Source organism: Georgenia sp. Z2081, from assembly GCF_055326445.1.
Map to the genome: position 1 here is coordinate 234,397 of NZ_JBUZNK010000004.1, position 25,215 is coordinate 259,611.

Sequence of the window (25,215 nt, forward strand, 5' to 3'; positions counted from 1 at the left end):
CGCGTCGGACGGCGCTCAGGCCGGGCTCAGCCGGTCGGTGGGCAGCGCGAGCTCGACGGTCCGGGTGAGGTCGAGAGCCTTCGCCACGTGCGCGGTCATGTCCTCCATCGCACGGGCGACGACGACCACGTCGCGCCGCAGCTCGACGACCCGGACGGCCACACGCTCGCCGTCGACGTCGAGCAGCCAGTCCTCGGCGAGCCAGGACAGCCCGGCCTCCTCCAGGACGGCCTCGGCCTCGTCGAGGTCCATGGCGTCCCCCCGCCGGCGGTGGAACCGGTCGAACGGTACGAACTGCCCGTCGTCGGTCATGCCGATGTATCCGACGTGCTCGCCGTCGGCGCCGCGGACGTGGTCGAACACCGTCAGGTCGGACATGCCGGCTCCGCCGGTCGCGTACTGGCTCACCGGCCCGACGCTAGCGACGTCACGCCGACGAGCAAGGTTTTTCGCCTGCGACCGGACGTAGTCTGGAGCGGTGAGCGCAGCACCCCCCACGGATCCCGTCCCCACCAGGCGTCTCGGCGGTGGCGGCCCGGTCCGACCCGGGCGCCGCGACCTCGTCTCCCCGCTGACCTGGTGGGTCGCGGTGGCCAACCTCGTGTGCCAGATCGGGATCATCGTCACCGGCGGTCTCGTCAGGGTCACGGGCTCCGGCCTCGGCTGCTCGACCTGGCCGATGTGCGAGCCGGGCGAGTTCACCCCCGTGTTCCACGAGGAGACGAGCTACCACGCGTTCATCGAGTTCGGGAACCGCACGCTCACCGGGGTGCTCGGCATCGTCGCGCTCGCGCTGGTGATCCTCGTGTGGCGGACCGAGCCGACGAGGAGCCGCCCGCGCCGCCTGCACGCGCTCGCGCTCGTGCCGCTGATCGGCGTCGCGCTCCAGGCCGTCATCGGCGGGATCACCGTGCTGCTCGACCTCCACCCCGCCGTCGTGGGCCTGCACATGTACGTCTCGCTCGGCCTCGTGGCGTTCTCGACCTACCTGCTCGTGCGGCTGGCCTCCCCGGACACCGAGCCGCGGCGCCTCCTCGATCCGCGTACCCGCGTGCTGCTCAAGGTGCTCGTCGCGCTCGCCGCCGTCATGACGGTCCTCGGCACCGTGGTCACCGGGGCCGGCCCGCACTCGGGCGACGACACCCACCCCTACCGCTGGGCGCTGGACCCGCTGGCCATCACCCGCGTGCACGCCTGGGCGGTGTACGCGTTCACGGCCCTCCTCGTCGTGGTCACGTTCCTCATCGCCCGACGACGACGCGCGGAGCCGGCCCTCGGGCGGGCCGTCACGGCGGCCTGGACGCTCGTGGCCCTGACCGTGGCCGGCGCGGTCACCGGCATCGTCCAGCACGCGACCGGCCTGCCGGGCGCCCTCGTCATCCTCCACATGCTCATCGCCGCGTTCGTCGTCGGTGCCACGACGTGGCTGTGGGCGTCGACCGTCGACCGTCCTGCTGCCGATGTACCCGTTGCAGCGCGAGCCGGCTCGTCGGGCTGAGCCGGGCCGCAGTCACCACGGCGGGGAGTCCGCCCCCGGGTCGCCGTCGGTGGCCCCCGCCGACGCCCGATAACCTTCCCAGCATGACGATCGAGCACGAGGCGTTCCGCGGCGCCGACGGCAGCGCGGGCGTGCTCCTGCGAGCCGACTCAGCCAGCGGCACCCGATTCCTCACCTGCTTCGTCGAGCCCGGCGACGCGCTGTACCGCGTCGCCATCCGGGTCGTCCACCCGGGCAGGCCGAGCGAGTGGACGTCGCTGGAGATGGCCGACCACGTCGGCGGCACGATCGCCACGCTCGGCGCGCGCGAGGTCGCTCCCGGCTCGATCCCCAGCTACGCCGACATCCTCGTGGTCGAGGAACTCGTGGCCTCCGGCGAGGACACCGTGCGGTGGGACCGGCTCGACGAGTCCACGCTGGGCACCGTGCCCGCCGCCGTCGAGCGGGGCCCGGAGGCCGAGGTCGACGACCTGGACGGCACACCGATCACGGCGACCCCCTACGCGCTCTCCATCGACGGGCAGCCGACGTACACGTTCTGGGTCGCGGACGGCCGGGTCGTCGTCTCCGACTGGTCCGGGGCGATGAGCTACCGGGTCGCCGACCTCGAGGCGGCGCTCGTCGGCTCGAGCAAGGACGTCGCCACGCACGCCGAGGCGTGGGTCCGGGGGCCGGGCAGCCGCTGAGGGATCGCGGGCCGGGGCGTCGACCCACGACCCGTGGGTGCCGACTCAGTACCCGCGGATGGTGGCCGGCGCCCCGACCGGCATGTCCCAGGCCGAGGCGAGCAGGGCCGGCAGCCGCGTGGGCAGGTCCCGCGGGCTGAACAGCGTGCCGCGACCCGAGGCCTCGGTCATCTCCCGCGGCGTCCACCAGCGGATCGCGGCGGTGCTCCCGGGCCAGGTGCCCGGGACGCCGTCGAAGGACGCCGAGCCGTCGCGAGGCGGCACACCGTCGCTCGCCGGGACGCCGTCGCTCGCCGCGGCGCCGTTGCTCGTCGCGGCGCCGTCGTCGACGAGGGCCGTCCCACCCGCGGGTGCGGGCTCGAAGTGCGGGACGCGCACGAGGTAGACCTCGTCGACGATCTCGCCCGCGCCGTGCGGGCCCGCGCCGGTGGCGGGCACGTGCTGGACCCACGCGAGGTCGCGCAGCGCGCCGTCGGCGAGGAGCAGACCGGTCGCGGCGTGCAGGGCGCGCCGGAGCACGGGCTCGGGCGCCTCGCCGAGGCCGGCGGGACCGCCGGGACCGGCCCAGACGGTTCCCGCGGAGCCCTCGTGCGCCACGAGGAGGACCCGGCCGGCGCCGTCGACCAGCAGCGCGCGGCACGACCGTTCGAAGGAGAGCTCGGCGTGCATCCGTCGATCATCACCGACGACGCCCTCCTCGCGCATCCCCCTCGAGGAGGTTCTCGTCATGCGTGATCCCTCACGCCCCATCGGGCGGTTCTCGGCCGGAGCTGGGCCGGACCCGGAACCGGGTGCTCGGCCGGGCGCGGAGCCGGGGCCGCGGGTGAACGACAGGCGTCCCGACGGTGGATGAAAGGCGTCTCATCGGGTCATCACCGGTGTCACAACTGCGTCGGGTGAACTACTTCGTACGCCGTCGCCCGACCGGGCAGCTCGCTACGTGACGAGCAGGGCGCAAGAAGGGGGTCCACCGTGCGCACCATGACGAGGCGCCGTACGCGCCGGGCCGAGGGCGTCTCCGCGCGCACCACGGCGGTCCGGCCCGACGAGTCCCCCGCCGGCGCCGTGCCGGGCGACGTGCCCTGCCCGGCCGGACGGCCCACCGACGAGCGGGTGCCGGCGTCGCCGTCCGACGTCGAACCCGCCGGTCGGCTGCGCGTCGCGCTCTACTCCCACGACGCGCTCGGTCTGGGGCACGTCCGCCGCAACCTGGCCATCGCCCGGGCGCTCGGCACGCTGGACCCCGCGCCCGACATCCTCCTGCTGACCGGGGCCCCGGAGGCGGTCACCGCCGACCGCCCCGCCCACTGCGACCTCGTCTCCCTGCCCGCGCTGAGCAAGGACGCCACGGGCGTCTACTCCGCCCGACACCTGTCCGTGGACCAGACGCACATACGGCACATGCGGCGCAGCATCCTCGCCGCGGCGCTGGACTCCTTCCGCCCCGACGTCCTCGTGGTGGACAAGCACCCGCGCGGGTTCCTCGGCGAGCTCGAGCCGGCGCTCGACCTGCTGCGTGCCGCCGGTACACGCATCGTCCTCGGGCTGCGGGACATCCTCGACGACGCCGCCACCGCGCGCCGCGAGTGGCGTGCCGACCGGTCGGACCGGGCGCTGCGGCAGTGGTACGACCAGGTGTGGGTCTACGGCGACCGCGCCGTGCACGACCTCGCCGCCGAGCTCTCGCTGCCCGCCGCCCGCACCGTGCACACCGGCTACCTCGCGGCCGGCCGCTGCCGCGTCGAGCAGGTCACCGAGGTGGAGACCCCCTACGTCCTGGCCACCGTGGGCGGGGGCGCCGACGGCGCCCACCTCGCCGAGACCTTCGTGCGCTCCACGATGCCGGCCGGGCACCACGGTGTCCTCGTCACCGGTCCGCAGATGCCCACGGACGACGTCCACCGCATCGTCGACCTCGCGGGCACCCGGTCCGACCTCACCGTCCGCACCTATGTCGAGGACGCCGAGGCGCTGCTGGCAGGTGCGTCCGCCGTCGTCTCGATGGGCGGGTACAACACGGTGTGCGAGGCGCTGGCGCTCGACCGGCGACTCCTCGTCGTCCCCCGGGTGCGCCCCCGCCGCGAGCAGCTCGTGCGTGCGGAGCTCCTCGCCGCGACGGGCCGCCTGGACCACCTCCACCCCGACGAGCTCACACCCGGTGCACTGTCGTCCTGGCTCGCCGGTGCGATCGACGCGCCTGCCGCCCCGGGCCCGGGCCCGTCGTCGCCCTCCGCCGCACCGGGAACCGGCACGGCGTGGCCCGTGGGGCGTCGCCGTCCGGACGGGGAGACGCACCGCTCGCCCGTCGACCTCGACGGGCTCGGCCGCCTGCCCCAGCTGCTCACCGCCCTCGCCCCCACCAGGGAGAACCACCATGTCGCGTGAACGCATCGGCTACGTCCTCAAGATGTACCCCAGGTTCTCCGAGACGTTCATCGTCTCCGAGATCCTCGGCCGCGAGGCCCGCGGCGCGGACATCGAGGTGCTCTCGCTCCGCCCGCCGGTGGACCCGCGCTTCCACAGCGCGCTCGCCGAGGTGCGGGCACCGGTCACCTACGTGCCGAGGGTGCGCAGGGCGGAGGACCTGTGGCAGACGCTGCGGGACGCCGCACCCGAGCTGCCCCGCCTGGCCGCCACGCTGCCCGAGCTGCTCGCCGCGGGCGCCGACGACGCCGCGCAGGCCGTCGAGGTCGCGCTCCTGGCCCGGCGCCGCGGCCTGACCCACCTGCACGCGCACTTCGCCTCGCTCGCCACCACCGTGGCGCGGCTGGCCTCGCTGCTCAGCGGCATCCCCTACTCGTTCACCGCCCACGCCAAGGACATCTTCCACTCCTCGGTCGACCCCGCCGACCTGGCCGCCAAGATCGCCGGCGCCCACCACGTGGTGACGATCAGCGACTTCAACGACCGGCACCTGCGCCGCGTCTTCCCCGAGGCGGTCGCCGCCACCCGGCTCCACCGCATCTACAACGGGCTGCACCTGGACGACTTCCCGTTCACCGCGCCGACCCCGGACCGTGGGACGGACGACGACGCGCCCGTGGTGGCCGTCGGTCGCCTCGTCGAGAAGAAGGGCTTCTCCGTGCTCGTCGACGCGATCGCCCACCTGCGCGACTCCGGGCGTCCGACCCGCTGCCGGATCGTCGGCGGCGGCGAGCTCGAGGGCGCCCTGCGCGCCCGGGTCGCGGCCCTCGGGCTGGCGGACCTGGTCCAGATCACCGGTCCGATGCCGCAGCACGAGGTGCGCGGCGAGGTCGCCGCGGCCGGGGTCTTCGCGGCGCCGTGCGTCGTGGGCTCCGACGGCAACGCCGACGGCCTGCCGACGGTGCTGCTCGAGGCCATGGCGCTGGGCACCCCGTGCGTGTCGACCGACGTCACCGGGATCACGGAGGCCGTGCGGCACGAGGTCACGGGCCTGCAGGTGCCCCAGCACGACCCGGTCGCGCTCGCCGCGGCGATCGAGCGGCTCCTCGACGACGACGCCCTGCGCACCCGCCTCGCGCGCGCCGCCCGGGACCTCGTCGAGGACCAGTTCGACACCCGGCACCAGGTCGCCGCCCTCGAGGACGCCGCGCTCGAGGACGCCGCACGCCCCACCTCCGAGGCGGCGAGCGCCGAGCGAGCCGTCGGTCGCCCCGTGGAGGTGGTCCGATGAGGATCGCCTACGTCTGCGCCGACCCCGGGATCCCGGTCTTCGGCACCAAGGGCGCCTCGGTCCACGTCCAGGAGGTCCTCGGCGTGCTGCTGGCGTCCGGTCACGACGTCGACCTGTTCTGCCGCCGCACCGGCGGCTCGCCCTGGCCCGCCGCGGAGGCGGCCCGCGCCCGGGGACGCCTGACGGTCCACGAGCTCGGCCGCATCAGCGGCGCCGACGTCGCCGACCGCGAGGCCCGCGCCATCGCCGCCGACGCCGGGATGCGGGACGCCGTCGAGGCCGCCGGCCCGTTCGACGCCGTCTACGAGCGCTACTCCCTGTGGTCCGCCGCGGGCACCGGGTACGCCCGCGCCCACGGGATCCCTGCGGTGCTCGAGGTCAACGCCCCCCTGCCCGAGGAGCAGGCGCGGCACCGCGGGCTCGTGCGCGCGGACATCGCCCAGGACGTGATCCGCCGGGCCGCGACCGACGCGAGCGCCGTCGTCTGCGTCTCGGAGCCGGTGGCCGAGTGGGTGCGCGCACAGCTCCCGGCCGACCGCACGTCGCACGTGGTGGTCGAGCCCAACGGCGTCGACGTCGACCGCATCCGCCCGCGCCCCGAGGCGGACGAGGACGGACGACCGTTCACGGTCGGGTTCGTCGGCACGCTCAAGCCGTGGCACGGCACCGAGACCCTGCTCGAGGCGCACGCGCTCCTGCGGCGCTCCGTGGTCGACGCGCGGCTGCTGCTCGTGGGCGACGGCCCGCAGGCCGGCCCGCTGCGCGCGCAGGCCGAGTCGCTCGGGATCGGGGACGCCGTCGAGATGACCGGGGCCGTGGCGCCCGTGGACATCCCAGCCCAGCTGCACCGCATGGACGTCGCCACCGCCCCCTACCCGCACGCCGGCGAGGGGTACTTCTCGCCGCTCAAGGTCTACGAGTACATGGCGGCCGGCCTGCCGGTGGTCGCCTCCGAGGTCGGCCAGCTGCCCGCGGTGGTCACGCACGCGCGCACCGGGTTCCTCGTGCCGGGCTCCGACCCGGTGGTGCTCGCCGGGATGCTGCACGTGCTGGCCGACGACCCCTGGCTGCGCCGCCGGACCGGCGCCGCCGCGCGCGAGCACGTGGCCTCCGCCCACACCTGGGGCCACGTCGTCGAGCGCTCGCTGGCCGCCGCCGGCCTCGACCTGGTGGCGCCGCCCGCGAGCTCCGCGACCGTCGCCACCCCGAGCTCCACGCCGGTCGCCGCCCCGGTCGGCGCGGCGCGAGGAGTGATCTGATGGCCTCCCGCGCGCCCGCGTCCGAGCTGCGCTCGGTCGTGCCCTCGCTCAAGCACATCTTCACCTTCCTGCGGCCGCACCTGCGGCCCCACCGCGGGATCGTCGTCGGCGGATTCGTCGCGCTCTTCGCGGAGGTCGCGTTCCGGCTGCTGCAGCCCTGGCCGCTGAAGTTCGTCATCGACGGCGTCATCGCCCCCGGTGCCGCCGAGGACCCCGGCCTGTTTCGCCTGCTGATCATGTGCGCGATCGCCGTCGTCGCCATCGCCGCGCTGCGCGCGCTGACCGCCTACCTGACGACCGTGCTCTTCGCGCTCGCGGGCACCCGCGCGATGACCTCGGTGCGCGCCAAGGTCTACGCGCACGTCCTGCGGCTCTCGCTGCGCTTCCACTCCTCCACCCGAGGCGGTGACCTCATCACCCGGCTGATCGCCGACGTCGGGAGGCTGCGGGACGTCGCGATCACCGCCGCCATGCCGCTGCTCGGCAACGTCGTCACCCTCGTGGCGATGCTCGTGGTGATGTTCCTCCTGGACTGGGTCCTCGCGTTCGTCGTCCTGGCGACCCTGCCACTGTTCGCCCTGTCCAGCTCGCGCTCCACCCGCAGGATCACCTCCGCCTCGCGCGTCCAGCGCCGCCGCGAGGGCGAGCTCGCCGGCGCGGCGGGCGAGTCGTTCGGCGCGATCAAGGTGGTCCAGGCCTACTCGCTGGCCGAGCGGCTCGAGTCCTCGTTCGCGGCGTCGAACAACCAGGAGCTCAAGGAGGGCGTGAAGGCCACCCGGCTCTCGGCCGGGCTCGAGCGCACCACGGACGTGCTGGTGGGCGTCGCCACGGGCGTCGTCATGCTGGTCGGCGGCTGGTCGGTGGTGCGGGGCTCGCTCTCCCCGGGCGAGCTGGTCGTGTTCCTCCAGTACCTCAAGACCGCGTTCCGGCCGATGCGTGACCTGGCCAAGTACACGGGGCGCATCGCCAAGGCCGCCGCCTCCGGCGAGCGGATCCTCGACCTCATGGACACGGAGCAGGAGGTCGCCGACCAGCACGGCGCCTACACGATCCGTCGGCTCGCGGGCGAGATCCGGTTCGAGGACGTCACCGCGTCCTACACCGGGTCGGACACGGCCCTCGACGGCGTCTCGCTGCGCATCCGCCCCGGTGCGAAGGTCGCGCTCGTCGGGCACTCCGGGTCGGGCAAGTCCACGATGGCCGGTCTGCTGCTCCGGCTGCAGGACCCGGTGGCCGGCGCGGTCAAGCTCGACGGTCACGACCTGCGCGACGTCACCGTGGAGTCCCTCCGCGCGCACGTGGCGATCGTCCTGCAGGAGTCGGTGCTGTTCCACGGCACCATCGGCGAGAACATCGAGATGGGCCGCGCAGGAGCCGGCCCCGAGGAGATCGAACGGGTCGCGCGAGCCGCGAACGCCCACGACTTCATCACGGCACTGCCGGACGGCTACGACACGATCGTCGGCGAGCGCGGCGACACGCTCTCGGGCGGCCAGCGCCAGCGCATCGCGATCGCGCGGGCGATGCTGCGCGACGCGCCGGTGATCATCCTCGACGAGGCGACCACCGGGCTGGACCCGAAGAACTCCGCGCAGGTCCTGGAGGCGATCGACCGCCTGGCCGAGGGCCGCACCACGGTGGTCATCACGCACGAGCTGGGCGCCGCCCTCGACTGCGACGAGGTGGTGGTGCTCGAGCGCGGCCGCATCGTCGAGCAGGGGGCGCCCCGAGACCTGCTCGACGACGCCGGCTCCCGGCTCGCCCAGCTGGACCCGGCCCCGGAGGAGGACCCTGCGCCGGAGGAGGACCCTGCGCCGGAGGCGGACCAGGCCCCCGAGGAGCGCCCGGCACCGGACGTAGACCCTGCACCGGACACGTACCCCGACCGCCGGCCGGGTGCGACGACCGGGAGACGTCCAGCCGGTGGGTCGGCCCGAGACCACCGCCCGGCCCTGGACCACCGCCCGGTCCGCGCACTCGTCCCGGACCACGACAGGAAGGAGCGTCATGGCCGTCGTCGCACCGGTTGACGCGCGGCTCGTGGCCGCGGACCCCGCGGTTCCCGGGCTCGCCGAGGTCCTCTGCCCCCTCGAGCTGGCGCGCAGCCTCGGCTGGGCCGTCGCCGACGCCCAGATCCGCTACGTGCGCTACAAGCCGGGCACGTCCATGGTCGCCGGGCTCAGGATGCGGGACCTCGAGGGCGGAACCTTCCTCGCGCAGGCCCTCGCCGTCACCGAGGAGGCCGCCCCCAAGCTCGACAAGATCGCCCGGGAGGGCGAGAACGACGACGTGGGGCGTGGCTCCGCCGTCGACGTGCGGCGCGGGGTCGCCGTGGCCGACGCGACGGCCGACCGTCATCTGCCGGGGATCCGGAACCTGGTCCGTGACGCGGAGCGGCTCGATCCGCTCGTGTACAAGCCCGGCCGGCGCTGGGTCGCCCGCCTCGACGGCCCCGCAGGGGTGCCGCAGCTGGCCAAGGTCCACCGTCCGACCGACCTGCCGGCGGTGCTGGCCGGCTACTCGGCCCTGGCCGGGCTGCCGGTGCCCGTGGTGGACCGGGTCGACCGACGCGCCGGGACGGTGGTCAACGACTGGGTGCCGGGCGTCGCGCTGGACACGGTGACGGGGCCGAGCGTGGACGGGCTGTGGGCGCTGGCGGGCGCCGCGCTCGCCGAGATCCATCGGCAGCCCGCGATCGACGGGCTGACGACCGGTGACCACGTCCTCGAGCTCGAGGATGCCGTGCACGGCGTGCTGGCGGTGCTGCCCGGCGTGGCCCCCACCGCGCGAGCGGTCGCCGAGCGGCTCCGCGCGGCGCTCGGCGACGCGCAGCCCCGGGTGGTCCACGGCGACTTCTCCGCCGATCAGGTGATCGTCCGCGGCGGACCGGATGGAGCGGCCCCCGACGACGACGCCCCCGGCCGCGCCGTCGCCGATACCGGCACCGAGGCCGCGGTGAGCGTCCTCGACCTCGATCGCGTCCGGCTGGACGACCCCATGAGCGACCTCGGCTCCTGGTACGGCGCGCACGTGGCTGCCGCGGGCTCGGGCGCCCCGGACCCCGAGGAGCTGCTCGCACCGCTGCTGGCCGGGTACACCGGTGCCGGCGGGCTGCTCGACGCCCGGTTGCTGCGGCTGCACTGCGCGGCGGGGGTGCTCCGGCGGGCGGCCGAGCCCTTCCGGCGCCACACGCCCGACTGGCCCGACGCCGTCGCCGCCCTGGTCGGGTCGGCCCGCGAGCTGGCGGCCCCGTGACCGGGGGCCTGCGGCCGGCGCGGCTGTTCGTGGGCGCCTCGGCCACGGGACCTGGCCCGGCGCCCGTCCCGGAGCCGGCGCGAGCGCGCCGCGCCGCCCGCCGGAGTGCCGCCCCCCGTCCGCCGAAGAGCCTCGTCGCCGACGGCCGGCGCTACGACGTCGTGCGGGCCTGGCCGCGCGGACGTAATCACGCGCTCCTGGAGCTCACCTCCGGCGGCGCCACCGTCGCCGGTCAGTGGTTCGCCGACGGCGACGCCCTGGCCGAGGCTGCACGCGGGGCCCCCGCGCCCGCGTCCGTCGTGGGCGACGTCCTCCTGCAGCCCGCAGGGGCCGACGCGCGGCTCCGTGCGCTGCCCGGCGTCCTCGCCGAGGCTGGCGCGCTGCTCGTGGCCCACCGGCCGGGACGCCGCGCCGTCGTGGCCCTTCCCGGCCCGGGAGCGGCCCCGCGGGCGTTCGCGAAGGTGGTACGTCCGAGCCGGTCGCACGACCTGGCGGGCCGCGGCCGGCTCGTCGCCGAGCTGATCGACGGCGTGACGGTGCCGCGGCTGCTCGAGGGCTCGGACCTCGAGGCGGGCGTGCTGCTGTGGAGCGTGGTGCCCGGCCGTACCCTGCACGACCTCGGCGCCGACGGGGACTGGACGCCGAGCCGGGCCCACCACGCCTGGCGCGCGGCGGGTGCCGCGGTGACGCGACTGCACGACGCGCCCCAGGACCGGGTCGCCGCACGGCACGGGGCCGAGGACGAGCTCTCCGCGATCGCGCACTGGCTCGACCCGGCGGTCGCCCACGGGCTCCTCGACCCCGAGCTCGTCGCGCGGGCAGGCGACCGCGTGACGGCCGCACTCCTGGCCGACCGCGGCGGAGACGACCTCGGTGTGCTGCACCGCGACCTGCACGACAAGCAGCTGCTGCTCGCGGACCCGGTCGAAGCCGGGGACGCGGGTGCCGGCGAGGGCGCCGACGACGGGGCCGGTGAGGGCGCCGACGGCGGTGTCGTAGGCGCGGATGCCGACGGCGATGCCGGCGGCGGCGGCGTAGGCGCGTATGCCGTCGACGGGGCCGCCATCGCAGGTGCCGGCCCGGTGGGGATGATCGACGTCGACACCCTCGCCGTCGGCGAGCGAGCGCTCGACATCGCCAACGCGGTCGTCCACCTCGAGCTGCGCCAGGCGCAGGGGCTGCTCAGACCGGACCTGGCCCACGCCGCCCGCGCGGGACTCCTGGCGGGCGCGGCCCCGACGGACACGGAGCGGGTCGCCGACTATGCCGACGCCACGCGCCTGCGACTGGCCGGCGTCTACGCGTACCGACCCCGGTGGCGCGCGGTCGCCACGGACCTCCTGCGCCGCGTCGCCCAACCGACCCCCTGAGTCATCGAGCGTGCGGTTCTCGCCCCTCGAGCGTGCGGTTGTTGCCCCTCGAGCGTGCGGCCGAACGTCATCGAATGGGCGGCCCCGACCCGACCATTCATCGAAAACACGGGGAACTCATCGAGGACACGAGGAACGCGTCGAGAGTACGGCCGCCGGAGGTCCACTCGGCACGTACCCCGCGCCCTCGACGGTAAACCGAGTCCTCGACGAGAGACCGTGACCTCGACGGTGCCTCAGGGGTCACCCACCACGCGTGTCGTCGACGAGAGACCGTGAACCCGGCGAGAGAGCGTGTCCTCGACGAGTCAGGCGGCGGCGTGAGCCAGGAGGTGCTCGGACACGACGTCGGCCGCCCCTATGACACCTCGGAACCCGGGGAAACCGTTGACGTCGACGACGACCGGTCCCGCAGGCGTGCCGATCAGGTCCACACCGAGCAGATGGGCGCCGAGCGCGTCGCGCACGCGTCCGGCCATGTCCACCAGCTCGTCGTCTGGTTGGAACGGCGTGCCGGCCGGCGTGTGCTCCCGCTCGAGCGTCGACGGCTTGAGCAGGCCCCGCACCGAGCCGCCGGCCAGGTACAGCTTGCGGTCGGTGCCGTCGGAGGCCAGACGGGACTCCACCAGGTAGGGCCCCGGGAACGGCGCGTCGCCCGGCAGCGTGCGGTCGGTGCCGGCCAGCACCTGCGCCCCACGTCCCGGCCCGGCGAAGGACTTGGCGACCACGTGCTCCTTCTCCGCGACCGCGAGCACGCCGGCCCACCGCTCGACGGTGGACGACGGCGGCTGCGGGATCCCGGCGCGCTCGAGAACGCCTCGCCAGGCGCGGCGGTCGCGCAGCAGCCGGTCGGCCGGCCACGGGTTGCACAGGGCGACGCCGCGGTCGTGGGCCTCCTGGAGCAGCGGGGCCACCGAGCTGTGCAGGCCGCGATGGACCACGATCGTCTGGTCGGTGAGGTCGTCGATCTCGACCGTCTCCTCGTGGGGCAGCCGGACGGTCACGGTGCATCGCCGCGACGCCAGGTGGGCGACGACCTCGTCCAGGAGGGTGCCGGACCGGGGCGGCTTGCCCAGGAGCAGTGTGACGGAGGGGGACATACCTCATCGTCCCAGGGCGGCCGTACCCGGGAGCGTGGTTGACGCCCCCGATCGCGCGGCCCGGCCCGACGGCGCTGCGCCCGGACGGTCAGTCGGCCGGGCGGTGCTCCGGCGGGAGGCCGGTGAGTGCGCCGTCGACGGAGCCGTCGGTGGACCGGTAGCGACGCAGCGACCACGGGGCGTCGGCCGGGCGCAGGCCCGCCCACCCGCGCGACCGGGAGACCTCGGCGGCCAGCAGCCCCGCCGTCGTGGCTCCGTTGTGGATCCTGCCGTCGAGGACGGCCTCGACGGCGTCGGCCAGCGGCACCCACCGGGCGACCATCTCCGACTCCTCGTCCTCGCGGACGTGCCGCTCGGCGTCGGGGACCTCACTGAGGTCGCGGGCGAGCAGGACACGCACGCACTCGTTCGTGGCGCCCGGCGAGAGCAGGACGTCGGCGAGGACGTGCCAGGTGCCTGCGCGCAGGTCGGCCTCCTCGGCGAGCTCGCGGCGGGCGGCCTCGACCGGGTCCTCGCCGGGCACGTCGAGCAGGCCGGCCGGGATCTCGTGCAGGCGTGCCCGCGACGCGTGCCGGTACTGGGTCACCAGGAGGACCTCGGGCTCGCCGCTTCCCGCGTCGCCGCCACCCGAGTCGCCGCTACCCGAGTCGCCGCTACCTGCGTCGACACCGCCCGCATCGGTAGCCGCGCCGTCGCCACGGAGCGCGACGATCGCGACGGCCCCCGGGTGGACGAGGTACTCGCGCCGCACGGTGGGCCCGCCGGCGCTCAGCTCGACGGTGTCGCCCACGATGTCGAAGATGCGGCCCTCGAGCAGGCGGTCGGCCCGGACCACGCGCCGGTGGTCCTCGGCGTCGGCGAACGTCCCGGCGCCGGGCACCTCCTCGGCGCCGTCGACCGACAGATCCGCGCTCACTCGTCCTCGCAGGGCACGTCGCCGGAGATCAGGTCGGCGCCGGCCGACAGATCCGCGCTCACTCGTCCTCGGCCCCGTCGTCGCCGACCTCGAGGAGCCGGGTGGCGCGCTGCCGCTCGACGGCCGCACCGATGAGCCCGGCGAACAGCGGGTGGGCCCGCGTCGGCCGCGACTTGAACTCCGGGTGCGCCTGGGTGGCCACGTAGTAGGGGTGCTGCTCGCGGTCGAGCTCGACGAACTCCACCAGGTTCCCCTCGGGCAGCGTCCCGGTCACCCGCAGGCCGACGCCCTCGAGACGCTCGCGGTAGGCGTTGTTGACCTCGTAGCGGTGCCGGTGCCGCTCGGAGACCTCGACCTCGCCGTACGTCTCGGCGACCACGGAGCCCGGCGTGAGTGCCGCCCGGTAGGAGCCCAGGCGCATCGTTCCGCCCATGTCCCCCTCGGCGCCCTCGACGAACCGCACCTGCTCGTCCATCGTCGCGATGACGGGCTCGTCGGTGCCCGGGTGGAACTCCGTCGAGCTGGCGCCCTCGAGCCCGAGCAGCGACCGGGCCGCCTCGATGACCATGCACTGCAGGCCGAGACAGATGCCGAGCGTGGGCACCTGGTTCTCGCGCGCCCAGGTCAGCGCACCGAGCTTGCCCTCGATCCCGCGCACGCCGAACCCGCCGGGCACGAGCACGGCGTCGACCCCGGACAGGGCCTCACGCGCGCCCTCGGGGGTGGCGCACCGGTCGGACTCGACCCACCGGATGTTCGCGTACGCGCGGTGCTCGAACGCGCCGGCGCGGATCGCCTCGGTGACGGACAGGTAGGCGTCGGGCAGGTCGATGTACTTGCCCACCAGGGCGACCTCGACGTCGTGCCGGGGGTGGTTGACCCGGTCGAGGAGCCGGTCCCACTCGGTCCAGTCGACGTCGCGGAAGAACAGACCGAGGCGACGCACCACGTAGGCGTCGAGCCCCTCGGAGTGCAGCACCCGGGGGATCTGGTAGATCGAGGGCGCGTCCGGGCACTCGACCACGGCCTCCCGCTCGACGTCGCACATCGAGGCGATCTTGTTCTTCACGCCCTCCGGCAGCACCCGGTCGGTGCGGCAGACGAGGGCGTCGGGCTGGATACCGATCGACCGCAGCTCGGCCACGGAGTGCTGCGTCGGTTTCGTCTTCAGCTCGCCGGAGGCCGCGATGTAGGGCACGAGCGAGACGTGCAGGAAGAACACGTGGTCGCGCCCGACGTCCTGGCGCACCTGCCGGGCGGCCTCGAGGAAGGGCTGGGACTCGATGTCGCCGACCGTGCCGCCGATCTCGGTGATGATGATGTCCGGAGGCCCATGGCCGTCAGCCGGCTCGGCCTGCGCGCGCATGCGCGCCTTGATCTCGTCGGTGATGTGCGGGATGACCTGCACGGTGTCCCCGAGGTACTCGCCGCGCCGCTCGCGGGCGATGACCTCGGAGTAGACCTGGCCTGTGGTGGCGTTGGCCCGACCGGACAGCTCGATGTCGAGGAACCGCTCGTAGTGGCCGATGTCGAGGTCGGTCTCGGTGCCGTCCTCGGTGACGAACACCTCGCCGTGCTGGAAGGGGTTCATCGTGCCCGGGTCCACGTTGATGTACGGGTCGAGCTTCTGCATCACGACCCGCAGGCCGCGCGAGCGCAGGAGCCTGCCGAGGGAGGAGGCCGTGAGGCCCTTGCCGAGAGAGGACACCACCCCGCCGGTCACGAAGATCTGCTTGGGGACCGAGGTGCCGGGCAGAGGCCGGTGCGAGGTGGGTGCCACGGGCTTCGACCCTAGCAGCGTGAGCCGGGTTCGTAGACGGACACGAGCTGGCGGTGAAGGTCACCCTCGTCCGGCAGCTCGGCCGAGCGCCGCCGCGCGCGGTCCCCCAGCCGGCCCGCGAGCTCCGTGTCGAGGAGGACCTGCACGACGGCGGCGCTCACCTCGGCCGCGTCGCGGCCGGTGAGCAGGGCGGCGTCCCCGACGACGAGGCCCGTCCCGCCGACCTCCGTCGCGACGACGGCCGCGCCGGCGTGCATCGCCTCGCCCAGCGAGATGGGCTGCCCCTCCCACACCGAGGTCGACACGACGACGTCGGCCGCCGCCAGGAGGTCCGGGACGTCCGCGCGGGGGCCGAGGACGCGCACGGGGGCGCCGGCGGCGGTCGCTGCGGCCGCCACCTCGGGGCCGAGCGGCCCGCCGCCGGCCACGCACCACACCGCGGCCGGAGCGCCGTCCGTCCGCGCGGGCAGGAGCTGTTCGGCGGCCGCGGCGGCGTCGACGAGGAGGTCGAGGCCCTTCTGCGGCGCGAGACGTGCCACGGACAGGACGAGTCTCTGACCGCCCAAGAGGCCGAGGTCGCGGCGCACCTCGGCCGCGGTGGCGCGGACGGCCCGCGGGGCGGGCGCGGGGATGACGGCGACCTCGACGTGACGCGCGCCCAGCCGGCGGGCCCGCTCGGCGAGGTCGGGGGCGACCGGCAGGACCACGTCGGCGCCGCGGGCGACCACGGCCTCCAGGGCCTGGGCGATCGCGCGGACCCTGGCGCTGCCCACGGCGAGGTTGTGCTCGGTGACCACGAGCCGTGGCCGGCGCGGCAGCGAGCGGACGGCGAGCGCGGCGGCGGCGCCGGCGCGCAGGCCGTGGGCGTGCACGACGTCGGCGCCGGCGGCGAGGTGGCGCAGGCGGCGCACGGTGGCGAGATCAGCGCCCGAGGGGCGGTCGCGCAGGTCGACGACGGCGGCGGGCACGGGGGCGCCGAGGACGACGTCGGCGACGACGCCCGCGGGCCCGGCCAGCCGGACGTCGTGGCCGTGGGAGCGCAGCACGTCGACGACCTGGCTCACGTGGCGGGCGACCCCGCCGGTGGTCGTGCCGGTCACCTGGAGGATCCTCATGACTCGTCCTTCCGATCGCTGTTCTCGGGGGCGGTCGGTCCGGTGCCCGCGCCGCGCCCGCGGCGGCGCAGCACGGCGAGCACCTGCCAGTCCCCCGCCGCCACCACGGCCACCCAGGCCAGGAGCGCCACGGCCCCGCCGGCCGCGAGCGCCAGGACCGCGCGCAGCGGGCCGTCGCCCGCGACGAGCTCGGTGACCCACCGGCCGGCGAGCCCGCCGATCACGGCACCGACCACCGCGGTCCCCGCCGTGCGCGCGAGGCCGGCGAGCGCGGCTCCGCCGAGTGCGCGCGCGAGGCACACGGCCGACAGCACGCCGGCGAGCGTCATCCCGACGCTCGAGGCGGCCGCGAGCAGACCGAGCAGGGTGCCGTGCCCGGCGCCCGCCGCGGCGATGCCCGCGACCACGGTGGCCGCGGCGGTGACGAGCCAGCCCACGAGTGCCGGGACGGTCGCCAGGCGCGCGCGGTGGACGGCGTACAAGGAGCGCTGGGCGTGCAGGAGCAGCGCGAAGCCGGGCAGGCCCAGGGCGAGGACGGTGAGCGTCGTCGTCATGCCCGGCATGTCGTGGCGGGCGGAGAAGATCGCGGTGACCGCGGGGGCGACGGCGACGAGGGCGGCGGCACCGAGCGCGCCGGCGGCGAGCACGGCGCGCGCCGAACGGGCCACCACGGGCGCGCTGTCGGCCACGGACCGCGAGGCCAGCTCGGCGACGCGGGGCGCCACGGCCGTGACGAGCGGGACGGCGAGCACGGCGTAGGGCAGCAGGTAGGCGGCCTGGGCGTACTGCCACACGTTGTAGGAGCCGGGCTGGGCCGCCGTGGCGCGCAGCACTGCGAGGACGGCGACCTGCTGAGCGAGCAGGGCGGCGAGGCCGGCGCCGGCCAGGGCGAGCGCGCGGCGACGCAGGTCGGCGCCGAGGTCGAGGGTGGGGCGCCAGCGCAGGCCCAGGCCGCGCAGGGCGAGCACCGGGGCCAGGCTCATCGCGAGCACGCCGGCGGTCGTGCCCCAGCCGAGGACGGCCACCATCGTGGGGGCGATCGTGGCGGGGTCGTCGGTCGCCGGGCCGCCGAACAGGCCGACGAGGCCGTAGGTGGCGATGACGACCAGGGAGGACAGCAGCGGGGCGAGCGCCGGCCAGGCGAACCGGTGGTGGGCCTGGGCGACGCCGGTGAGCACGGTGCCGATCCCGTACAGGGGGACCTGGACGGCGAAGATGCGCAGGAAGGTCGTCGTGAGGTCCAGGCTCGCCTCGGGCGCGTCGGAGCCGAGCAGGAGCCCGGCCAGCGGGCGGGCGAGGACGGCGACGAGCAGGCCGAGCGGGGCGAGGATCGCCACGGTCCAGGACAGCAGGGCCGACGCGCGCCGTCCGGTCTCGTCGCGCAGCCCCTGGGCCAGCGGCGCCGCGAGCAGCGGGACGACGAGGCCGACGAGCGCTCCGCCCGCGGCGATCTCGAACAGGACGTTGGGGATCGTGTTGGCCTTGGCGTAGGCGTCGGCGGTCGCCGAGCTGCCGAGGACCCAGGACTGGACGAGCCAGCGGGCGAACCCGGCGGCGCGCGAGGCGAGAGTGAGGACGGCGATGAGGCCGGCGGCGCCGAGCGCGCCGGCGAGGACGGGAGCGGGGCGCGCGCCCCGGTCGGTCTCGCGCTCGCGACCGCGCTCGGCCCCCGTGCCGGCCTCTCCCCCGGACGCGGGGCGCGCGCCCCGGTCGGCGGCCCGGGGCTCGTCGGCGGCCCGGGGCTCGTCGGCGGTGCCCACGGGTCAGGCCGCGCGGCCCGCGCGGTCGATCGCCCGCAGCACCGGGACGGAGTCGATGACGGACGTGAACGAGATCCGCTCGGAGGCCAGGGTGAGCGCGACGACGCCGCCGAGCGCCACCGTGCGCCGCACGGCCGAGCCGTCGGCGGCGAGGACCACGCCGACGAGGGCGCCGAGCGGGTTCGCCCCGGTGTCGCCGAGCATGTCGCGCGCGGCGAGGTCGGCGGGCAGCGCGGCACCGACGACGCCGAGCGAGCCGGCCGCGAGCGCCGCCCGTTGGTCCGGCCCGGCGAGCGCGGCGGGCGCGAGCGCGAGCCCGGCGACCTTGAGCGCGCGGCCGGGGCGCAGGTCGAAGAGGTTGGCGAGGTTCGCGCAGCCGGCGACCAGGGCGGCGTCGGCGAGCCTGCCGAGGACCGGCCGCGGCCCGGGCAGGAGCGCGGCGGCACCGGCGGCACCGGCGCCGACGACGGCGATCTTCACCGCCCCGGTGGTCACCTCGCCGCGGGCGAGCGCGCCCAGGTGGCCCTTGAGGCCCTTCGCGCGGCCCGTGGGGACGCCGGTGAGGTCCTCGCCGTGGTCGTCGAGCACGCCCGCGACGGTCGCGGCCCCGCCGGCCACCCCCGCGGCGAGCGCGACGCGCGGCCCGAGCGGGGTCGCGGCGGCCAGCAGCGGGCCGAGCGCGGTGGCGGCGGCGCCGACGGCCAGCCCGCCGAGCAGCGAGACGGGGTCGCCGGCGTGGTTGGTGCGCGTCCAGGCGCCGGGCCGACCGGGCGGGCGGCGGTCGAGCAGTCGGCGGGCGGCGACCGTCGCGCCGGCGCCCAGCGCGGCGGCGGTGGCACGGGCGAGCAGGCAGTTCACGGCGCGGGGTCCTCGTCGTCGCCGGTCGTACCGCCGCGCGCAGAGTCGCCACCGGTACCGGAACCGCCGGTGTCGCCGGAGCCGGTTCCGGCGTCGTCGGCCCCGGTGCCGCCGCCCGTCCCAGCCGTCGGCGACTCGCCCTGGGTGGGCGACTCGGGGTCCACGGCCGGCGGGGCGCCCTCGGCGCGCCGCTCGGCCGGCGTGGCCACGGCGGGCGGCAGGACGGCCTCCGCACCCTCGTCGAACCCGTAGTGCTCGACGATCCCGTCGAGCGTCGCGGCCACGGCCAGGGGCGTGACGACGGTGGCGGAGACCGAGCCGACGGAGTCGACGCTGGTGGCGGCCGGCGCCAGCGAGAGGTCGTCGCGCAGGACGCCGACGAGGTCACGGGTGGACTCCCCGGCGCCGACGAGGACGAACGGCGCCTCGTCGGCCATCGCCCCGAACGCCTGCAGGGCGGTGACGTGGGCGATCCGACGCTCGGCGGCCTCCGCCTCGACGTCGGGGGTGCCGTCCTCGTCGGAGTCCTCGTCCGGGTCCGTGTCGGGCTCGGGCTCCGGGCGGGCTCCGACGACGACGACGACGTCGGCCCGGCCCTCGGGGTCCGTCTGCAGCATGACGAGGTCCTCGCCGGCGCCGAGCAGCACGTCCAGGAGCTCCCCGTCGGCGGCGACGTCGTCGAGCGACTCGGTCTCGTCGTGGCCGATGGTCAGCGCGTCGGCGATCGTGGCGCCGAGGGTGGCGACGGGGTCGGCCTCCGGCTCGGCGTCGGGAGCCACGTCGTCGAGCAGGTCGATCCGCTCCTCGCCCATCGCCGGCGTCACCAGGGTCTCCGAGAGCACGCCCTCGACGACGATCTCGGCACCGGCATCGGCGAGCGAGTCCTGGACGGCGGTGAGGTCGTCGCCGTTGGTGCCGGGCATCGCGAGCAGGGCGACGCGTCCGCCGTCGAGCGTGCCGTCGACGAGGCGGGGGCCGCCCTCCTCGAGCAGGGCGTTGACGGAGTCGAGGTCGGCGCGGGTGTCGGTGAGCTCGGCGCGCATCTCCTCGCGGTCGGTGCGCAGGTCCTGGACCTGGCCGCGCAGCGTGTCGCCCAGGGCGCCGCCGAGCGGGCCCGCGCCGAGCAGGATGCCCACGGCCAGGGCCATGAACACCGCGATCAGCGAGACCACGTGGAACTTGAAGTCGATCATGCGTCTCCCCTGCTACCCGTCATGCTCACCCGGACCCGAACAGGGAGCGCACCCAGGCCACGACGTCCCCCCACCGCGTGGCGGCGAGCTCGAGGAAGGCCTGTCCCGCCGTCGTGGCGAGGACGGCGGCCGCCAGGGCGAGCAGGCCCGCGAGCACGAGGAGGACGAGGAGCCAGCCGGAGATGCGCGTCCGGTACAGCCGGGAGACGCCCTTGGCGTCGATGAGCTTGGAGCCCACCCGCAGGCGGGTGAGGAAGGTCGACGCCATGCCGGCGCGCCCCTTGTCGAGGAACTCGTTGAGCGTGTTGTGGGTGCCGACGGCGACGATGACGCTGGCGCCCTTCTCGTCGGCGAGCAGCATGGCCACGTCCTCCGACGTACCGGTGGCGGGCACGACGAGGTGGTCGACGCCGAGCGCCTCCACGCGGGCCTTCCCGGGGGCGCGGCCGTCCCGGTAGCCGTGGACGAGGATCTCCGCGCCCGAGCGCAGCGCCTCGTCGGACACGGAGTCCATGTCGCCGACGATCATGTCGAGCCGCAGACCGGCCTCGAGGACCGCGTCTCCCCCGCCGTCGACGCCGACGATGAGGGGCCGGAACTCCCGCACGTACGGCCGGAGCATCGCGAGGTCCTCCTTGTAGTGGTACCCGCGCACCACGATGAGGACGTGCCGCTCGTCGAAGACCGTGCGCACCTCGGGGATGCCGATGCCGTCGATGATGAGGTCCTGCTCGAGCTCGACGTACTCCATCGTGTTCGTCGCGAACTTCTTCAGCTGCTCGGAGATGCCCGCGCGGGCCCGGCGCTGGTCCTCGGCGATGGTGCTCGGGTCCTGGACCTGGCCGCGGCCGACGAGCTCGCCGCCGGTGCTGATCGTGCCGTCGGGGCTGATCTCGACGAGGTCGCCCTCGGAGATCTCCATGAGGTGCTCGCCGACGTCGTCGACGAGCACGATGCCGGCGTCGACGAGGATCGACGGCCCGGCGTTGGGGTAGCGCCCCGAGGTGGACTCTGCGGCGTTGAGCACGGCGACGGGGCGGGCGGCGACGAGGGACTCGGCGGCCACCCGGTCGATGTCCACGTGGTCGATGACGGCGACGTCCCCGTGGCGGAGCCGCGACGTGAGGCGCTTGGTCCGCGCGTCCACGCGGGCTGGCCCGGAGACGGCCGCGGGGTCGGCGGACGCACGGCGCGCCGGTCGTTGGAAGAGCCTCACCGCGTCATGGTGACACGCCGGCCAGCTCGAGCAGCTCCGCCGCGTGCGCGCGCGCCGCCTCGGAGTCGTCCTGACCTGCGAGCATGCGCGCGAGCTCGACGACGCGCTCCTCGCCGGCCGCCCGCACGACGTCGGTGACGCCGTCGCTCCCGCGTGTGACGACGAGGTGGTCGGTGGCGAAGGCGGCGACCTGCGCGAGGTGCGTGACGACGACGACCTGGTGGCGCTCGGCCAGCCCCGCGAGCCGTCGCCCGACCTCGACGGCGGCGCGTCCGCCGACCCCGGCGTCGACCTCGTCGAAGACGAACGTCCGTGCGCGGCCGCCGGCCTCGGTCGCGAGGCACACCTCGAGGGCGAGCATGACGCGGGACAGCTCACCGCCCGAGGCGGCCTGGCCGAGGGGGCGGGCCGGTGCGCTCGGGTGCGTGGCCAGGGTGAGGACGACCTCCTCGGCGCCGTGCGGGCCGGGCTCGGGCAGCGGCTCGAGGTCGATGCCGAGGCGGGCCCCGGGCATCGCCAGGCCGCGCAGCTCGGCGTCGACGGCCGCCGTGAGCCGCTCGGCGGTGGCCCGCCTCGAGGCGGTGAGGTCGGCGGCGGCCCGCTCGCGGACCTCCTCGGCCTCGGCGACGGCGGCCGCGAGGGCCTCCGGCTCGGCGGCGGGACCGTCGATCTGGGCGAGGCGGGCGGCGGCCCGCTCGGCCTCGGCGAGGGCCTCGTCGACGCCGCCGACCCCGAGGTCCTTGGCCAGGCGGCCGAGCTCGGCGCGGCGGGAGTGGACGGTGTCGAGCGCGGAAGGGTCGGCGTCGAGCCCGTCGAGGTAGCCGGCCAGCTCGACGGCGACGTCGTCGAGCAGCGGTGAGACGGCGGAGACCCGCTCGGCGAGCGCCGCCAGGGCCGGGTCGTGGCCGCTGGCGGCCGCCAGGGCGTGCGCGGCGCGGGCGACGAGCGCGGACGCGCCGGGGGTGGCGCTGTCCTCGTCCCCGCCGATCGAGCCGCGCGCCTCGACGGCCGCGGTGCGCAGGGCCTCGGCGTGCTCGAGGCGCAGGGAGGCGGCCCGCAGCTCCTCGTCCTCGCCGGGCGTGGGGTCGGCGGCGGCGACGAGCTCGGCGACGCGGGTGAGCGCGGCGATCTCCGCGAGGCGTCGACCCTCGTCGGCGGTGCGCTCCTCGAGCGCGGCACGGGCGGCGACCACGGCGGCGTGCGCCTCGGCGGCGGCCGTGACGAGGGCCAGGTGCTGCGCTCCGCCGAAGGTGTCGAGGGCGGCGCGCTGGCGGGCGGGCTCGCGCAGGCGGAGCTGGTCGGCCTGGCCGTGGACGGTGACGAGGCCGTCGCCGATGTCGGTGAGCAGGGCGGCGGGCACCGTGCGGCCGCCGGCGTGGGCGCGGGAGCGGCCCTGGGCGGAGACGGTGCGCGCCACCAGGAGGACGTCGTCGTCGAGGGTGGCCCCGGCGTCGTCGGCCAGCGAGCGTGCGGGGGCGTCGTCCGGGACGGACCACTCCCCCTCGACGACGGCGCGCTCCGCGCCGTGCCGGACGATCGCGGGGTCGGCCTTATGACCGAGCAGCAGCCGCAACGAGGTGAGGACCATCGTCTTGCCCGCGCCGGTCTCGCCGGTCAGGGCGGTGAGGCCGGGCCCGAGGTCGAGGTGGGCCCGGGCGATGACACCGAGGTCCTCGATGCTCACGCGCTCGATCACCGGGTGCCCCCCTGGGCCCCGTTGGTGCCGGGCGTGCCTCCGCCCCGCCAGCCGCTGACCGGGAGGTCGAACTTCGCCACGAGGCGGCCCGAGAAGGGGGCGTCGCTGAGCAGGGCCAGGAGCGCGGGTCGGCGGCCGCGGCGGACCTCGATGCGGGAGCCGGGGGGCGCCTCGATGGTGCGGCGGCCGTCGCAGCGCACGACCGCGGCCGCGCGCGCCTCGGCGAGGATCTCGACCTCGAGGACGGACTCCCGCCCGACGACCATGGGCCGGGTGAACAGGGCGTGGGCGGCGATGGGGACGACGAGGAGGGCCTCGAGGCCGGGCCAGACGACCGGTCCGCCGCCGGAGAACGCGTACGCGGTGGAGCCGGTGGGCGTGGCGAGCACGACGGCGTCGCAGCCGAAGGTCGACAACCCCCGTCCGTCGACGCCGAGGGCCGCCTCGACCAGCCGGCCCTCGGGGCCCTTCTCCACGGCGGCCTCGTTGAGGGCCCAGCTGTGGTGCGTGGCGCCGACCGGGGTGCGGACCGTGACGTCGATGGTCATGCGCTCCTCGACGAGGTAGTCGCGCGCGACGATCCGCCGCACCACCTCCGGGAGCGCCTCCGGCTCGGCCTCCGCGAGGAAGCCGACGTGGCCGAGGTTGACGCCGAGGACCGGCACGCCGTGCGGGCGCGCGAGCTCGGTGCCGGTGAGGATCGAGCCGTCGCCGCCGAGGACGACGACGAGCTCGGCGCCCTCGACCTGCGTGGGTCCGACCGGCTCGGAGTCGGTCGCTGAGTCCGTCGCGGGGCTGACGGAACGCACGGACAGGCCCGCGGCCGTGAGGCCCTCGTGGACGGTGGTGGCGGCCGCGAGCGCGTCGGCCCGCGTGGGGTGGTGGAGGAGGACGACCTCGCGGTCGCCGGGGCGCACGTCCTCGTCGGCCCGGTGCTTGGGGGGCTCGGTCATCGCACGGCCTCCTTCCCGGCGGGGCCCTCGGCCTTGTCCGCGGGGGCCTCAGCCTTCCCGGCAGTGCCCTCGGACCTTCCGGCAGGGCCTTCGGCGACGGCGGTGCGCGCGGCCTCGGCCAGGGCGTCGCCGGTGAGCGGGTGCTCGGCGCCGCGGCGCAGCGCGACGAAGTACTCGACGTTCCCGGCGGGGCCGGGCAGGGGGCTCGGGACCACGGCCCAGGCGTCGAGGCCGAGCTCCTGGGCGGCGTGGGCGACGTCGACGATGGTGGCGGCGCGCTGGTCGGGGTCGCGGACGACGCCGCCGCTGCCGAGCGCGTCCTTCCCCACCTCGAACTGCGGCTTGACCATGAGCAGCAGGTCGGCGTCGTCGGCGGCGGCTCCCGCCAGGGCGGGCAGGACGAGGCGCAGGGAGATGAAGGACAGGTCGCCGACGACGAGCGTCGGGGCCGGTGCGACGGCCGCGGGGTCGAGCGTGCGGACGTTGGTGCGCTCGAGGACGGTGACCCGGTCGTCGGTGCGCAGGTTCCAGGCGAGCTGGCCGTACCCGACGTCGACGGCGACGACCTCGGCGGCGCCGCGGCGCAGGAGGACGTCGGTGAAGCCGCCGGTGGAGGCGCCGGCGTCGAGGCACCGGCGGCCCGCGGGGTCGACGGGGGTGCCCCGCGCGGCGAGCGCGTCGAGGGCACCGATGAGCTTGTGTGCGCCGCGGGAGACGTAGTCGTCGACCGTGCCGGCCTCGCGGACGACGATCGCCTGCGCGGGGTCGACCTGCCGGGCGGGCTTGAGCACGGCCTCGCCGTCGAGGGTGACGCGGTGGGCGACGATGAGCTCGGCGGCGTGCTGGCGCGAGCGGGCGAGTCGGCGGCGGACGAGCTCGGCGTCGATGCGCGTCAGGCGCGCCAC

Annotated in this window: 21 protein-coding genes; 8 read left to right on the plus strand and 13 right to left on the minus strand. The window is 75.9% G+C overall.

Going from position 1 to position 25,215, the window contains the following annotated elements; all coding sequences use genetic code 11:
- Positions 1-15: 15 nt before the first annotated feature.
- On the minus strand, positions 16-408 hold the full coding sequence (locus ACZLKG_RS08100) for a serine/threonine protein phosphatase (protein WP_463648456.1): 393 nt from the start codon (positions 406-408) through the stop codon (positions 16-18).
- Between the two features lie 70 nt (positions 409-478).
- Between ACZLKG_RS08100 and ACZLKG_RS08105 the strand changes: the two genes are divergently transcribed.
- Both ACZLKG_RS08105 and ACZLKG_RS08110 read left to right on the plus strand, forming a co-directional pair.
- Complete coding sequence (locus tag ACZLKG_RS08105; RefSeq protein WP_463648457.1) at positions 479-1,498, plus strand: COX15/CtaA family protein; 1,020 nt, start codon at positions 479-481, stop codon at positions 1,496-1,498.
- Positions 1,499-1,581: 83 nt separating this feature from the next.
- On the plus strand, positions 1,582-2,184 hold the full coding sequence (locus tag ACZLKG_RS08110) for a hypothetical protein (RefSeq protein ID WP_463648458.1): 603 nt from the start codon (positions 1,582-1,584) through the stop codon (positions 2,182-2,184).
- 45 nt (positions 2,185-2,229) lie between these two features.
- Here ACZLKG_RS08110 and ACZLKG_RS08115 read toward each other — a convergent pair whose 3' ends face one another.
- Positions 2,230-2,913: an NUDIX domain-containing protein gene (locus ACZLKG_RS08115; protein ID WP_463648459.1), complete on the minus strand. Its 684-nt coding sequence runs from the start codon at positions 2,911-2,913 to the stop codon at positions 2,230-2,232.
- 252 nt (positions 2,914-3,165) lie between these two features.
- Here ACZLKG_RS08115 and ACZLKG_RS08120 point away from each other — a divergent pair, with 252 nt between their 5' ends.
- The 6 genes from ACZLKG_RS08120 to ACZLKG_RS08145 are packed head-to-tail and all read left to right on the plus strand — an operon-like array spanning position 3,166 to position 11,723.
- Positions 3,166-4,569 carry a glycosyltransferase family protein gene (locus tag ACZLKG_RS08120; RefSeq protein ID WP_463648460.1) on the plus strand — a complete coding sequence of 468 codons (1,404 nt, stop codon included), beginning with the start codon at positions 3,166-3,168 and terminating at the stop codon, positions 4,567-4,569.
- Positions 4,559-5,839 carry a glycosyltransferase family 4 protein gene (locus ACZLKG_RS08125; RefSeq protein ID WP_425710131.1) on the plus strand — a complete coding sequence of 427 codons (1,281 nt, stop codon included), beginning with the start codon at positions 4,559-4,561 and terminating at the stop codon, positions 5,837-5,839. The genes ACZLKG_RS08120 and ACZLKG_RS08125 overlap by 11 nt, the downstream gene beginning before the upstream one ends.
- Positions 5,836-7,098 (plus strand): glycosyltransferase family 4 protein, encoded by a 1,263-nt coding sequence (locus ACZLKG_RS08130; protein ID WP_463648461.1) that lies wholly within the window; start codon positions 5,836-5,838, stop codon positions 7,096-7,098. Before ACZLKG_RS08125 ends, ACZLKG_RS08130 begins: the two co-directional genes overlap by 4 nt.
- A complete protein-coding gene (locus ACZLKG_RS08135) occupies positions 7,098-9,128 on the plus strand; it encodes an ABC transporter ATP-binding protein (RefSeq protein ID WP_425710133.1) in 2,031 nt (676 codons plus the stop codon). Before ACZLKG_RS08130 ends, ACZLKG_RS08135 begins: the two co-directional genes overlap by 1 nt.
- Positions 9,106-10,353: a phosphotransferase gene (locus ACZLKG_RS08140; protein WP_425710134.1), complete on the plus strand. Its 1,248-nt coding sequence runs from the start codon at positions 9,106-9,108 to the stop codon at positions 10,351-10,353. Before ACZLKG_RS08135 ends, ACZLKG_RS08140 begins: the two co-directional genes overlap by 23 nt.
- On the plus strand, positions 10,350-11,723 hold the full coding sequence (locus ACZLKG_RS08145) for a hypothetical protein (RefSeq protein WP_463648463.1): 1,374 nt from the start codon (positions 10,350-10,352) through the stop codon (positions 11,721-11,723). Before ACZLKG_RS08140 ends, ACZLKG_RS08145 begins: the two co-directional genes overlap by 4 nt.
- A 308-nt stretch (positions 11,724-12,031) precedes the next feature.
- Here the strand turns inward: ACZLKG_RS08145 and ACZLKG_RS08150 are convergent, their stop codons facing one another.
- The 11 genes from ACZLKG_RS08150 to ACZLKG_RS08200 all read right to left on the minus strand — a co-directional run bounded on the left by ACZLKG_RS08150 (position 12,032) and on the right by ACZLKG_RS08200 (position 25,215).
- On the minus strand, positions 12,032-12,823 hold the full coding sequence (locus tag ACZLKG_RS08150) for an ATP-grasp domain-containing protein (RefSeq protein WP_463648464.1): 792 nt from the start codon (positions 12,821-12,823) through the stop codon (positions 12,032-12,034).
- A gap of 88 nt (positions 12,824-12,911) precedes the next feature.
- Entirely contained in the window at positions 12,912-13,703 is a 792-nt protein-coding gene (locus ACZLKG_RS08155) for an NUDIX domain-containing protein (protein ID WP_463648473.1), read from the minus strand.
- Positions 13,704-13,797: 94 nt separating this feature from the next.
- Complete coding sequence (locus ACZLKG_RS08160) at positions 13,798-15,519, minus strand: CTP synthase (RefSeq protein ID WP_463648465.1); 1,722 nt, start codon at positions 15,517-15,519, stop codon at positions 13,798-13,800.
- Positions 15,520-15,530: 11 nt separating this feature from the next.
- The gene (locus ACZLKG_RS08165; protein WP_425710139.1) at positions 15,531-16,634 is read right to left on the minus strand and encodes a glycosyltransferase family 4 protein; all 1,104 of its coding nucleotides are present in this window, start codon (positions 16,632-16,634) and stop codon (positions 15,531-15,533) included.
- Positions 16,631-18,394 carry a murein biosynthesis integral membrane protein MurJ gene (murJ, locus tag ACZLKG_RS08170; protein WP_425710140.1) on the minus strand — a complete coding sequence of 588 codons (1,764 nt, stop codon included), beginning with the start codon at positions 18,392-18,394 and terminating at the stop codon, positions 16,631-16,633. The genes ACZLKG_RS08165 and murJ overlap by 4 nt, the downstream gene beginning before the upstream one ends.
- 3 nt (positions 18,395-18,397) lie before the next feature.
- Positions 18,398-19,252: a hypothetical protein gene (locus tag ACZLKG_RS08175; protein ID WP_425710141.1), complete on the minus strand. Its 855-nt coding sequence runs from the start codon at positions 19,250-19,252 to the stop codon at positions 18,398-18,400.
- Positions 19,249-20,445, minus strand: a complete 1,197-nt coding sequence (locus ACZLKG_RS08180) for a copper transporter (protein ID WP_463648467.1) — start codon at positions 20,443-20,445, stop codon at positions 19,249-19,251. Before ACZLKG_RS08180 ends, ACZLKG_RS08175 begins: the two co-directional genes overlap by 4 nt.
- A 25-nt stretch (positions 20,446-20,470) precedes the next feature.
- On the minus strand, positions 20,471-21,661 hold the full coding sequence (gene steA, locus ACZLKG_RS08185; RefSeq protein ID WP_425710143.1) for a putative cytokinetic ring protein SteA: 1,191 nt from the start codon (positions 21,659-21,661) through the stop codon (positions 20,471-20,473).
- 4 nt (positions 21,662-21,665) lie between these two features.
- Positions 21,666-23,345 carry a DNA repair protein RecN gene (gene recN, locus ACZLKG_RS08190; protein ID WP_463648468.1) on the minus strand — a complete coding sequence of 560 codons (1,680 nt, stop codon included), beginning with the start codon at positions 23,343-23,345 and terminating at the stop codon, positions 21,666-21,668.
- A gap of 8 nt (positions 23,346-23,353) precedes the next feature.
- A complete protein-coding gene (locus ACZLKG_RS08195) occupies positions 23,354-24,310 on the minus strand; it encodes an NAD kinase (protein ID WP_425710145.1) in 957 nt (318 codons plus the stop codon).
- A complete protein-coding gene (locus ACZLKG_RS08200; RefSeq protein ID WP_425710146.1) occupies positions 24,307-25,215 on the minus strand; it encodes a TlyA family RNA methyltransferase in 909 nt (302 codons plus the stop codon). Before ACZLKG_RS08200 ends, ACZLKG_RS08195 begins: the two co-directional genes overlap by 4 nt.